Source organism: Listeria aquatica FSL S10-1188, assembly GCF_000525795.1.
Taxonomy (GTDB): domain Bacteria; phylum Bacillota; class Bacilli; order Lactobacillales; family Listeriaceae; genus Listeria; species Listeria aquatica.
The window spans coordinates 224,981-237,180 of the sequence record NZ_AOCG01000006.1; the positions used below are offsets into that span (position 1 = coordinate 224,981).

At 39.3% G+C, this 12,200-nt stretch carries 15 protein-coding genes, 1 pseudogene and 1 CRISPR repeat array; of the genes and pseudogenes, 4 read left to right on the plus strand and 12 right to left on the minus strand.

The genetic code is table 11. The features are described 5' to 3' along the window. Positions 1–83 precede the first annotated feature (83 nt). Positions 84–1,001, minus strand: coding sequence for a heme o synthase (gene cyoE / locus MAQA_RS05110; RefSeq protein WP_036071959.1), 918 nt, complete (start codon positions 999–1,001; stop codon positions 84–86). 292 nt (positions 1,002–1,293) lie between these two features. Here cyoE and MAQA_RS05115 point away from each other — a divergent pair, with 292 nt between their 5' ends. Continuing rightward, positions 1,294–2,211: a COX15/CtaA family protein gene (locus MAQA_RS05115; protein WP_036071962.1), complete on the plus strand. Its 918-nt coding sequence runs from the start codon at positions 1,294–1,296 to the stop codon at positions 2,209–2,211. 84 nt (positions 2,212–2,295) lie between these two features. Here MAQA_RS05115 and MAQA_RS05120 read toward each other — a convergent pair whose 3' ends face one another. Genes MAQA_RS05120 through MAQA_RS05130 form a run of 5 tightly spaced genes read right to left on the minus strand, consistent with a single transcriptional unit; the run spans position 2,296 to position 4,401 of the window. Further along, positions 2,296–3,018: an MOSC domain-containing protein gene (locus MAQA_RS05120; RefSeq protein ID WP_241463099.1), complete on the minus strand. Its 723-nt coding sequence runs from the start codon at positions 3,016–3,018 to the stop codon at positions 2,296–2,298. After that, positions 2,990–3,382, minus strand: a complete 393-nt coding sequence (locus MAQA_RS15360; RefSeq protein WP_241463100.1) for a hypothetical protein — start codon at positions 3,380–3,382, stop codon at positions 2,990–2,992. The genes MAQA_RS05120 and MAQA_RS15360 overlap by 29 nt, the downstream gene beginning before the upstream one ends. Beyond that, positions 3,327–3,599 (minus strand): TPM domain-containing protein, encoded by a 273-nt coding sequence (locus MAQA_RS15365; protein ID WP_241463101.1) that lies wholly within the window; start codon positions 3,597–3,599, stop codon positions 3,327–3,329. The genes MAQA_RS15360 and MAQA_RS15365 overlap by 56 nt, the downstream gene beginning before the upstream one ends. Further along, positions 3,596–3,823: a hypothetical protein gene (locus tag MAQA_RS15370; RefSeq protein WP_241463102.1), complete on the minus strand. Its 228-nt coding sequence runs from the start codon at positions 3,821–3,823 to the stop codon at positions 3,596–3,598. Before MAQA_RS15370 ends, MAQA_RS15365 begins: the two co-directional genes overlap by 4 nt. 11 nt (positions 3,824–3,834) lie before the next feature. After that, positions 3,835–4,401, minus strand: coding sequence for a LemA family protein (locus MAQA_RS05130; protein WP_036071968.1), 567 nt, complete (start codon positions 4,399–4,401; stop codon positions 3,835–3,837). A gap of 155 nt (positions 4,402–4,556) precedes the next feature. Between MAQA_RS05130 and MAQA_RS14540 the strand changes: the two genes are divergently transcribed. Further along, a complete protein-coding gene (locus MAQA_RS14540) occupies positions 4,557–4,715 on the plus strand; it encodes a hypothetical protein (protein WP_159099959.1) in 159 nt (52 codons plus the stop codon). A 40-nt stretch (positions 4,716–4,755) separates the two neighbouring features. On the opposite strand, the gene MAQA_RS05135 is transcribed toward MAQA_RS14540, so the two are convergent. From MAQA_RS05135 to groES, 6 genes are all read right to left on the minus strand, one after another. Then, entirely contained in the window at positions 4,756–5,109 is a 354-nt protein-coding gene (locus MAQA_RS05135; RefSeq protein ID WP_036071971.1) for a hypothetical protein, read from the minus strand. A gap of 476 nt (positions 5,110–5,585) precedes the next feature. After that, on the minus strand, positions 5,586–5,981 hold the full coding sequence (locus tag MAQA_RS05140; RefSeq protein WP_036071974.1) for a hypothetical protein: 396 nt from the start codon (positions 5,979–5,981) through the stop codon (positions 5,586–5,588). 23 nt (positions 5,982–6,004) lie between these two features. Next, positions 6,005–7,453 carry a hypothetical protein gene (locus tag MAQA_RS13605; protein WP_052008472.1) on the minus strand — a complete coding sequence of 483 codons (1,449 nt, stop codon included), beginning with the start codon at positions 7,451–7,453 and terminating at the stop codon, positions 6,005–6,007. Positions 7,454–7,458: 5 nt separating this feature from the next. Then, positions 7,459–7,911 carry a hypothetical protein gene (locus MAQA_RS13610; RefSeq protein WP_149023312.1) on the minus strand — a complete coding sequence of 151 codons (453 nt, stop codon included), beginning with the start codon at positions 7,909–7,911 and terminating at the stop codon, positions 7,459–7,461. A gap of 143 nt (positions 7,912–8,054) precedes the next feature. Next, positions 8,055–8,552: a CRISPR direct-repeat array (repeat unit 36 nt; unit sequence GTTTTGGAACCATTCAAAATAACATACCTCTAAAAC). Positions 8,553–9,067: 515 nt separating this feature from the next. Continuing rightward, complete coding sequence (gene groL / locus MAQA_RS05155; protein WP_036071975.1) at positions 9,068–10,699, minus strand: chaperonin GroEL; 1,632 nt, start codon at positions 10,697–10,699, stop codon at positions 9,068–9,070. A gap of 42 nt (positions 10,700–10,741) precedes the next feature. Further along, positions 10,742–11,026: a co-chaperone GroES gene (groES, locus tag MAQA_RS05160; RefSeq protein ID WP_036071978.1), complete on the minus strand. Its 285-nt coding sequence runs from the start codon at positions 11,024–11,026 to the stop codon at positions 10,742–10,744. Between the two features lie 222 nt (positions 11,027–11,248). Here groES and MAQA_RS05165 point away from each other — a divergent pair. Together MAQA_RS05165 and MAQA_RS05170 are read left to right on the plus strand one after the other, a co-directional pair. Beyond that, positions 11,249–11,933 (plus strand): annotated as a pseudogene (locus MAQA_RS05165) (lysostaphin resistance A-like protein). Between the two features lie 4 nt (positions 11,934–11,937). Next, complete coding sequence (locus MAQA_RS05170; protein WP_052008474.1) at positions 11,938–12,141, plus strand: YdiK family protein; 204 nt, start codon at positions 11,938–11,940, stop codon at positions 12,139–12,141. The last annotated feature ends 59 nt before the right edge of the window (positions 12,142–12,200 follow it).

A 12,200-nucleotide genomic window follows, 5' to 3' on the forward strand; every position in this document is an offset into this window, starting at 1 on the left:
CCAGTTGAAAAAAAGAATTTGATGAGGAAAACTTCAAGATTTTTTAAAGAAAAAAGCGAGCCCCAACCTGAGGCCCACTCGCATTAAAGAAAAATAGAAATAACAATCATAGAAACAAACAAAATCGTCATGTAATTGAGCGAATAAATGAACATCCACTGTGCCCATTTTAAGTCGTCTTTCATTTTGAATCCATATAAACTAAGCAACAACCAACCTAAGTTTAAGATCGTTGCTAAACTTACATAAACAAGACTGAGCTCTGTCATGAAAAACGGCAAAACAGAAAGCACAAGTACCCAGAAAAGCATACTTCCCTTCGTCCGGTTAAAGCCTTTCACAACGGGAAGCATAGGAATTCCAGCTGCTCTATATTCCTCAGCTCGTCTGATCGCAATCGCATAAAAATGTGGCGGTTGCCATGCAAACATCACTAAAAAGAGCATAACTGGGATTAAACTAAAATGTGGATCAACAGCAAACCAACCAATTAGCGGCGGAACTGCTCCTGAAAAACTCCCAATCACGGTGTTACTCACAAGTTTCCGTTTAGCATACATGGAATAAACCACCACGTAAAGAAAGACACCTGAAAGCCCAAGCACACCTGCTTGCCAAGTGGTCATAAACAACATTCCAGCCCCAATAAGTAAAAGCAAGGCCGCTATAAGAAGAGCTTTTGTACCGGAAATTTTCCCTGTCATAGTGGGACGGTTTTTTGTTCGTTCCATTTTGCCATCGATATCCCGGTCAATCACGTTATTAAACGCTCCCGATGCTCCAACAATAAGTGCAGAACCGACAATCGTAAAAAAGATTACATCCAAATTCTGCATAAATGAAATCCCATTTAATTGAAAAGCTAACCACATTCCTGTGAAAGCTGTAATTGTATTTGAATTAACGATTCCTACTTTTACAAGTTCCGTAAAGTCGCGCACATTAAATTTACTGACTGCATCCCTTTTCTGCCACTCGCCAGTATTTTCGATTCTGCTCAAAACTTCTCCCCCTTAAATAAATTGCCGCATAGTTCTTCTATTCATTATGTGAAAAAACTACACGATTTGTCAACCAAATTGCCTTCACACATCGCAATAAAATCCTTTGACTCAAAACATTTTCACCACTCAAAACTTTGTGAAATCCTATACATGGTGAAACTTAAGACTTTGTGAAAGCTGCAGTAACAAGGGATTCCTTTACTTATCCATTAAAACAAGCTAAAATGAACGGAGGTAGCTAAAATAAGAAAATCGTTTCAAGATTCATCTAAAGGAGAGATAAGGGAACATGAATAAATTTTTAAAAGTCTGGTCCGTTCTCACCATTCTAGCAATGACCTTCGTTGTTTTCGGAGGAGCGCTAGTTACAAAAACCGGATCAGCAGACGGCTGTGGGAACTCTTGGCCGCTTTGTAATGGACAACTCGTTCACCTGACAGACGTTACACCTGAAAAACTGATTGAAGTTGCACACAGAATGACAACAGGACTTGGCTCCATTTTCGTTGTCGTGCTTGCCATTTGTGCATGGATTAAAATCAAAGATCGCAGAGAGACTAAACCGCTTGCTATTATTTCCGTTGTCTTTTTAATTCTCCAAGCATTCATGGGAGCTGCGGCAGTTATCTGGGGACAAAATCCTTATATCATGGCTCTCCATTTCGGTATTTCCATTATTTGTTATTCAAGCATCGTTTTACTTGCATTACTTATTTTTGAAGTCGACCATAAATTTGATGCGCGCAACCTTGTAATGGGAACGAAACTTCGACTCAACCTTTATTTCTTGACCATTTATACATATCTAGCCGTTTACACAGGCGCACTTGTACGACACGAAAAAGCGAGTCTCGCAGTTCCTGTTTGGCCATTTGAAAACGGCAGCTTTATTTGGCCCGAAAACGTACAAGATTACGTTCAGTATTTCCACCGAATCGCAGCCGGCATCCTTGTCATTTGGATTTTATATGTGACTTGGCTCGTTTTCCGCGACTACAGACATTATCGCGTATTAACGTACGGCATGGTGCTTGCGATTATCCTTGTTGCCGTTCAAGCCGTAACTGGTATTCTCTCCGTTTATACGAGCGTCAATCTTTATGTGGCCTTGTTTCACAGCTTAATCATCACTATTTTGTTTGCGCTATTTTGTTATCTTTGCATGCTTGGGGCAAGAAGCAAGAAAAATCGACTACGAATTCGCTAAGTCAAAACTTTTGCTGTCCTAATCTTCCCTAATCATTTTAAACGCAAAACACGCCAAGAGCCGTTCTTCCGAACGGCTCTTTTTTCATCCCATTTTCCTAAGCTTTTCAAGTACCTCATCCCGGTAACGTGCAGCAAGCGGCTCAATTTGGCTAATCCGCTCCAGCTCTTCCCGCTTGCCCATCCTGTGTAAAACCTTTTCATTGCAAAAGGCTACTGAAATCGGGTCCACTTCTCGCCTCACACGAACGATCTCATCTCCCTTTTGAATCTTCCCTTCCGAGATCGTTCGACATAAAAAACCCGTCCGACTGGTACTTCGAACTTCCTTAAAAAGCGCTGGCATGAAATGATATTTCCCAATTGTCGCACAAGGATTACGAGCTTCCGAAACTTGAATCCTCACTTCCCCTACCTGAAAAACATCTCCAATCGCAACATCTTGTTCTAGCAAACCTGAAACCGTTAAATTCTCGCCAAACGCACCCGGAAGAAGGATTCGATTAAATTTCTCTTCAAAATACGAATAATGTTCCTTTGGAAAAATACAAACCGAGCGATCTAGCCCGCCGTGGTGTTTCAAATCAAATGAAGCATCCCCATCAAAACCGGCAAACCGGAGCATAGCCCCCTCCACTTGCTCTTTCCCGATTCCTGTCATCATCGTTTTATTTCGTCCGATATCCATTTCTTTCGGCTTCCCAACTGCAAGCCCTAACACCTGTCCCATCAAGCATACTCCTTCCAAAAAAGGATCAGCCACAGCTGATCCTTTTTCTTTAAAATCCACGTCCAGCGCCACCTCCACCAGAGGAACCTCCACCACCAAATCCAGAGAACCCTCCGCCAGAAGAACCACTTCCGCCCGAGCCGCCAAAGAAACCACCGCCGATAAACGGTCCCATCCCAGAACCGCCTCCGCGTCCACCACGACCACCTCGTCTACCATTATTTCCGCCGCCAAAAACAATTGCAAAAATAATGACACCAATCACGATCGCAATGATACCAGGCGTGCTGAGTCCATCTCCGCTATCTTCACTATTTTCACGAGCCTTTTCTAGCTCACTTGTATAGTTTTTAAAAATCGTTTTATCCTGATAATCATATTCCTTATTAACTTGGATCGCTACTTCCGAAAAAAATATTTGAAAGCCCCTGATTAAAATCATCATCTTTTAAAAACGATAAGTTATGGTCTAAAATTTCACCAGAAGTTCCATCTGTAATCGCACCTTCAAGTCCGTATCCGACTTCAATTCGAATTTCACGTTCCTTCGTTGAAAGCAAGATTAAAACGCCATTATTCTCTTTTCCCGATCCAATTTTCCATTTATTAAAAAGCTGATTGGCATACTCTTCTTTTGAAAGCCCATCAAAACTTTTCACCGTTGCGAGAACAATTTGTGGTTTTTTCTTTTTTGTTTTTGGTAAGCATAATTAACCGAAAGCACCATTTCTTTCGTTTTCTTATCCAGTACCCGAGCTCCATCCGAAACATAAAACTCTTTCGATGGACTTGGTAAATCTGCAGCAAAAGCCGTTCCCGGCCCGATTAATAAAGTCAAAAGCAGTATAAGAAGTGCGCTAACAATCGGGATTAGTTTTTTCATTATCAATCGCCTCAATCAAAATTGACTTCAGGAGCTTTGTCGGCACCTTCCACTGCTTTGAAGTAAGGTTTTGTTTCAAACCCTAGCATCCCCGCAACAAAACTTGTTGGTGCACTTTTAACTTTCGTATTATATGACTTAACCACTTCATTATATTTATCACGTTCAACCGAAATCCGGTTTTCCGTACCCGCCAGTTCATCCATCAAACGCGTGACATTATCACTTGACTTAAGCTCCGGATAATTTTCGACCGTTGCAATCAAACGCGAAACGGCTGATTCCATTTGCCCAGCAGCTTTAATTTGTTCATTTTGCGAACTTGCCTTTGAAACCGCTGAACGTGCATCCGCAATCGCCCCAAACACTTCTTTTTCCTGTTTCATATCGCCTTTTACAGCATTCACAAGATTAGGAATCAAGTCATAGCGCCGTTGCAACTTACTTTCGACATTTGCCCACTGCGCGTCCACTTCATTTTGTTTTTTATTTAACGAATTATATGTTGCAACAAATGGAATGCCAATAATCAATAACACAATCGCAATTCCAATAATAATCTTCCATGAATTTTTCATATTCGCTCTCCTTTTCCAGTTTGTTTCTTTATTATAGCAGGAAATACGCCTTTTTTCCTACATCTGCAGAAGGATTTTTCGCTCAAAAAGATTGCGCCTTGCTAGACTTTCAAGCATAATAAAAGAAAGGGTGATCGTTTAGAAAGGATGATTTTATGCAAGAAGCGGTAATATTAGCTTCATTAATCGTAATCGGCTTCATTTCCCTCGTTTTCGAGTATCATTTCAGTGCAAAAAAAGCTGTACGCTATATGAAAGAAAATAACCTCACGAAAAAAGCCTTACGTGACAAAATTGAAATCTATGAAGACTAAAAAAGCATTTGGCGTGTGCCAAATGCTTTTTCTAATGCTCTCAATTCGTATAAATCATTTCTCTAGCGATAAATTTCTCGCCATCTCGTTCATAAACGATCATTTGATTAAGGGGCTCACTTTGTTTCTTTTCAAAATAGAGCTCCGTTCCCTTTTTCAAAAAATTAGATTCAAGATTGCGCTTAGGAAGCTCGTAGCGATCAACTACCTTTTGGACTTTGCCAGCGGACTTCCCTATTTTCTCTAAATCAGCAGGCTCATCAGTCAACGCATAATCCACACCTTCCACATGAACAGCAGTTGGGGTTTGATGTCTTTCATAGTTTTTATAAACAAAAAAACCTGCTACACCAATTAGCAAAACCACGCAACAACCAATCAGCCATTTGTTCATCTTGTTTCTCCCTTTTCTAATGATGTATGCTGTTAAAAATAGTATAACAAAGTTTTTCCACTAAGTTTAAGAAGCTTCAGCGTTAAAATAGTTTCCTTTTCTCGTTTTTGCACAACTTTCGTTTTGGAACCAGTCAGAATAACATTCCTCTAAAACCTCGGAAGACTTCATAAGCATAGTACTCATTCCTAGAAGAAACTTTAATTTTGATGGTTCCTTATATTCTAAATCTCTCTCTGTTATGATAAAAATTTACTACTTAAAACACAAGTTATTTTCATGCATCTTCAACTAATAAATTTAAATCACTGATGAAGAGTTACATAATTTATTGTTTCTAACTCTAATTCTTACAAATACTATAATCAGTTTGCAAATTTCAGCTTGCTTTCCTTTACTTCTTATACATTCAGGATCTTTTAAGTCCTTATTTTATTATTTACTGTCATTAAATGCTGAAATATCGTAGCAACAGACTACTCACTTTTAAGCATCAAGTCTTTTCTTACCTCAACAATTTGTACTTCATCCTCAGAAACCCATTTTTCATAAAAATATTTGTCAGTTCGCTCAAATTTCATTTTTCTCGCCAAATTGGCATCACCAGTACCTAAACAAACTTGGTGATTAAGTATTTTAGTTCTCACAGGAAAGTGTATTCCATGATATATAGCTTTAGGTTCAATTTCATAATATGAATCTAATGAATTTAAATTTATACTTTTGCGATATAGACCGCTATCGTATTTATCGATAAAGCTGTTGTCAATTTTATTCTTGTCTCTAGTTGCAATATAATATTGATCACTTTCATCGCTTATAATTCTGTATTCATTTCCGCGATATATTCCAAACTTTCCAGATTTTATCATAGTAGATCCTCCTTGTAAATCTTTTATTTTCGAACAAATCTTTCACCATCAAATATACCAACTAATTTTTCTTTTCCATTTATTACTTTATATAACTTTGCTCCTTCTTTCGGATAATTATAGCCATTAAATTTCCACTCTGGAACAACCTCTCCATTCCTCGATGCAGTAAATCCATTGTACGTACATGGTGGATCATCAATATTTGTCCCCCCGTACCTTTCTCCGTAAGGAATTTCAATGTCACCTACTTTGTCTGTCCTAAACTCTAATTTCCCATAAGTATTCCCATCTTCCGGAAACGGTCTCTTGCCATCCCAAGTTGTATAGTCTAGGCGTGAAGATTCTACAACATCTTCATACCCTGTTATGTGTCCCACATCATCTGATTTCGCAATATACCCACCTATTTTATCATATTCTCCAGATAAATATTTTTCAATATCCCCTTCAGGAATCGTTTTTTGTAGTGGGGTCTCTGTTGTTATTTTAGGCACTGAATCTCGAATATCTTTTAATGTTCTCACTTCAGCATCTGTTAATTCTTGTACGGGTTTCAATTTTAATTGATTAAATTCATCCAAAGTTAAATGATGTTTTTCAAGAATAGTTCCCATTTGGCTTTGAAAACTATTTGGAGAGCGAACTTCATCTAGATGATGAGTCAATTTTTGACCGCTTGTCACAGTCTCATCTATTTGCCGTCCTCCGCCATTCAAATTCAAATCATACTTCCGCAAGACCTCTTTCATTTTCTCTGTGGCATTTGTGACTTTCGAAGTCCCACCTGCTGGAAGCGCCCCAAAGCCATCAGCGGCGAGTTGGCGTCTTGAGTTCAAATTCAAGTTGTTCTTAAAATTATCGGCAACTTCCCCAACTTTATCCAGCCCTTTAGTGGTTCGTTCAACGCCTGTATGTATGCCTTCTTTTACCGTTGTTTTTAAGCTATTAATCCGTGTTAAGGCTTTACTTTTCCCTAGTTTAATCAAGTCATCGGCTTTAGATGGAATACTTTTCACACCATGCAAAAGATTGTCGCTTAAACTCGCTAGCTTCGTGCCTGACCGAATGGCTTGCGTGCCCCCTGAGAAAGCTTTCATACCCGGGACAATATCCAACAGTGAAAAGGCTCCACGCATCGCCCGTTCTGAGGTATCCAGTTCGCGCCCCGTTAACCAATCTTTCCCACTCACTGCCGCACTCATTTCTAAACCACCATAAGCCAAACCTAACGCAAGTCCTGCTGGCGGGCAGAAAATACTCACGCCTACAATGACAACCGTCGCCACAACATTCACCCAGAACTCTTTCTTTTGTTGTTCATCTTTAATCGAGGTATATTCAAAAGCACGGGAATTGATCATGGCTAAGCGGAAATCTTTTTGACTCACATCTTGGTCTTTATTTTGCCGTTTCCACTCTTCATACTGGACTTTCATTTGATCCGCATAATAATTATCCCCACTAAACAAATCGTCTAAACTGACTTCCTTTTTGGGAACTTCAATCTGTTCTTGCGTATAACTATTCGCATAGCTTGTGACAGTTGTTGTCGCACCAATCCGATTTTCGTCGTGAATTTTGAAGCATCTAAGTCCCGCATGCCTTCCACAAATTCGTCTAACGCTTCATAAAAAGGTTGGTCAATCTTGTCTTCTACAAGGTTCCCCGCTTCTCCTGCAAAGTCGTGTAAGACCTCAAAATCTTCATAGAGTGCTTGGAGTTTGTGCTTGTTATCTGTGTGAGAAAAAGAGATCGCACCATCTGCATCCAATCTCGCAATATCTTTTTCCACTTCCTCTAAGTTTTTCAAGACGTCCTTTAAACTGTCTATCGCCCCTTTTCCCCAAGCTCCTTTTCCAATGAGGTTTCCGATGCTTTTTTCTGTTTTTTCAAAATCATCTTCCTGATAATGAACATCTTTCACCAAATGCATTCACCTGCCTGTTTCCTTTTTTCTATCAGTTTAGCATAGGAAAGAAAAAGAAGATGTGGACATTTTATGAATTTTTCTAACGATTACACATAAAAAAGACCAACAAGTTATATCCTTGTTGGCATTGTCTTACACAGACTTTTAAATTATTCAGAATAACATACCTCTAAAACAAATTCCAACCACATCACCAACAACATCAGGTTTTGGAACCAGTCAGAATAACATACCTCTAAAACTCCGGCAACATCTCATTAGGGGATTGCGTAGTTTTGGAACCATTCAAAATAACATACCTCTAAAACTTCGGACGTTGTCTCACAAGATTATCTTTTGTTTTGGAACCATTCAAAATAACATACCTCTAAAACTAAAGACGTGTCCATAACAGTTATAATGTCGTTTTGGAACCATTCAAAATAACATACCTCTAAAACTACCGCGTTGGATGGGTTGGGGTATGATGTGTTTTGGAACCATTCAAAATAACATACCTCTAAAACCAGCGGTATCAGATCAAAGCTATAGAGCTTGTTTTGGAACCATTCAAAATAACATACCTCTAAAACTCGTCTAGTCCAAGCAGGTTTTTAATTTTCGTTTTGGAACCATTCAAAATAACATACCTCTAAAACCTCGGAGGAATTCTCAAGGCTTCGTAATCGCAGTACTCGTTCCTAGCAAAACTTCCATTTTGATGGTTCTTTTTGTTTCTATATTCCAAATTTCGATAGCTTTATGATAAAACTTCAAACGTAAAAAAGCAAGTTCTAAAACAAGCATTAAACATTTTAGCTTTATATGTGCTTTTTGCAAAAAATTACGCAATTAAAACTATTGATTTATGACGCAATGCACTATGATGAAATATGAAAGAATAGAAGACATAATAAATGGCTAACAGTCTTAACAATGTTAACCACTGCGATACTAAAGCCTAAACAGCTTGAACACAGTTCACTTAATACAACCAAAAACTTATATCCACTTAACTAACAATCTAAAAAGAGAGGTCTCTGAAAATATACTATCCATTTCCAGAGACCTCACTATATAATATATAAAAATCTTAAAAGCGGGGGCAAATCAGCTATTTTTTAGCCTCTATATACCTATAAACAGCTTTTTAAAGCCATTTATACGGCGTCTATTACATCATGCCGCCCATTCCACCCATGCCGCCGCCCATATCAGGAGCTGGAGCTGGGTTATCTTCTGGTTTATCTGCTACAACAGCTTCTGTTGTAAGAAGAAGTGCTGCTACAGATGAAGCATTTTGAAGCGCGGAACGGGTTACCTTCGTTGGATCCACGATACCTGCATCAATCATATCCACCCATTCGCCGTTTGCTGCGTTGAAACCAATGCCAATTTTTTCGTTTTTCAAGCGTTCCACAATAACGGAACCTTCAAGACCAGCATTGTGCGCGATTTGACGGATTGGCGCTTCAAGTGAACGTAGAACAATATTTACACCTGTTTCTTCATCTCCAGTAGCTTCGATTTCTGCTACTTTCTTATAAACATTGACAAGAGCCGTTCCACCACCGGAAACGATACCTTCTTCAACAGCTGCACGTGTCGAGTTTAATGCATCTTCAATCCGAAGTTTACGTTCTTTTAGTTCGGTTTCAGTTGCAGCACCTACTTTAATGACAGCTACGCCGCCAGCAAGTTTTGCCAAACGTTCTTGTAATTTTTCTTTATCGAAATCAGAAGTAGTTTCTTCCATTTGCGCACGAATTTGGTTAACACGTGCTGCGATTTGATCAGAATCGCCAGCGCCTTCAACGATTGTTGTATCATCTTTTGTTACAACAACTTTCTGTGCTGTTCCAAGTTGATCCATTGTTGCAGATTTAAGATCAAGACCAAGGTCTTCTGTAATCACTTGCGCACCCGTTAGAATGCTGATATCTTCAAGCATTGCTTTACGGCGGTCACCAAAACCTGGTGCTTTGACAGCTACTACGTTAAATGTACCACGAAGTTTGTTAAGAACAAGAGTTGCTTGCGCTTCTCCGTCAACGTCTTCTGCAATGATAAGAAGCGGACGACCTTGTTGAACAACTTGTTCAAGAAGCGGAAGAATCTCTTGGATATTCGAGATTTTTTTATCGGTAATCAAAATGTATGGTTTTTCAAGTGAAGCTTCCATTTTATCGGAATCTGTTACCATATACGGGCTTGTGTAGCCGCGATCGAATTGCATTCCTTCTACAACGTCTAACTCCGTAGAGAAACCTTTTGATTCTTCGATTGTAATAACTCCGTCGTTTCCAACGCGTTCCATCGCCTCAGCAATAAGTTTTCCAACTTCTTCATCACCAGAAGAAATTGCCGCAACTTGCGCGATCGATTCTTTGCCTTCGATTGGTTTCGAGATATTTTGCAGTTCTTCAATCGCTTTTACGACAGCTTTTTCAATTCCTCGACGAACGCCAACCGGATTAGCACCCGCTGTCACGTTTTTTAAGCCTTCTTGAATCATAGCTTGGGCAAGCACAGTTGCTGTCGTTGTTCCGTCACCTGCAATGTCATTTGTTTTAGAAGCCACTTCAGAAACGAGTTTAGCTCCCATGTTTTCAAATGCATCTTCAAGTTCGATTTCCTTTGCAATGGTAACCCCATCATTTGTAATTAGTGGCGAACCAAATTTTTTCTCAAGGACAACGTTACGACCTTTTGGTCCAAGCGTTACTTTTACTGTATCAGCTAATTGATCTACACCACGAAGCATCGCGCGACGAGCGTCTTCACTAAATTTAATATCTTTTGACATAATTTAATTCCCTCCAATTTATATCGCTTTTGTTTTCTATTTTTACTTCGTAACTGCTAAAATATCACTTTCGCGAATAATCAACAGATCTTTTCCTTCATAAGTTACTTCTGTTCCGGAATATTTAGAGAAAATAATTTGATCCCCTTCTTTTACTTCAAGAGGTTCTTTAGTGCCACTATCAAGTACACGACCAGAACCTACCGCAACAACCTTTCCTTCCTGCGGTTTTTCTTTCGCCGAATCTGGCAAAACGATGCCGCTCGCTGTTTTTTCTTCTGCTTCAATTACTTCAATAACAACACGATCTCCTAATGGTTTTAACAAAATAATAACCTCCTCTAAAATAAATATCGTAACTTTTAGCACTCCGATCACTCGAGTGCTAACACAATTCTTATATTAGTCAAAAAAGGTTAAAATTGCAAGCAGAAAGGATTCATTTTAACAAAAAAAAATCTTCCACTACATTTGCAAAAAGCGACTGCTTGCGAGTACAATAGTAAAGAAGCAAGACACGAAGTTTTTTTTATGGAAGGATGCGGTTTTTTGCCCAAACGTTATTGGACAATCATATTCACTTATTTTATCATGCTCTTTTCTGGAGTTATCGGCGTCCCGATCGTACGAACGATCCTCCATGCAGCGAGCTCTCAACCTAATGCAACTTTAAACTCCTTATCCGTAGTGATTTGGACTATCTTCTCGAATCTGCTCGCGCTGCTAATCGTTTGGCTCGTGCTCCGGAAAAAACCCGAAACCAATAAAATCATTTTTGGGGAAAAAAGCAAGTTCAGCGGCTAGCTTGCTCTGGATCGTGCTTGGTTTTATCATTTTAATCGCCTCACAGTACATTGCCATTTATATTACCGCATTATTCATTGGCATGCCTAGCGGCTCTGCCAATACAGAAAGTTTGCTTGGCTATGCAAAAACAGCTCCTATCTTCCTGTTTTTCATCAGCGTAACAGGACCGATTCTTGAAGAGCTCGTATTCCGAAAAGTGATTTATGGTGGTCTCGCAAACCTCATTAATATCCACGGTGCTGCTGTTATCAGTTCGTTTTTATTTGCACTTCTTCATGGAGATATTAACTATTTACTGGCCTACTTCCTAATCGGCTTAGTACTTTGCTATCTATATACAAAAACAAAAAGGATCATCGTTCCGATGGGAGCACATATTTTAATGAATACTTTTGTCCTTGTCGCCGGACTCACTATGGGAGGTTAATCAATTGAATCGACGTTATCTCATGCAGGGACTGCTTTATTTTATCCTCGGCATCGTCTTCGTTTATTTTGCCATTCAGCAAGTAAATACTGGCGGATGGGGCGTTTTTGCATATGTCATCATGGCCATGGCAGCAGTTGATTTTGTAACTGCCATTCGATTTGTTTTTCAAGGCCTACGAGGAAAAGGCAATCCTCAAGATAAATAGCTAAAAAAAGAAGCTTTCTTGGCCCGGGGCCAAGAAAGCTTCTTTTTTTTGTTTTTCCC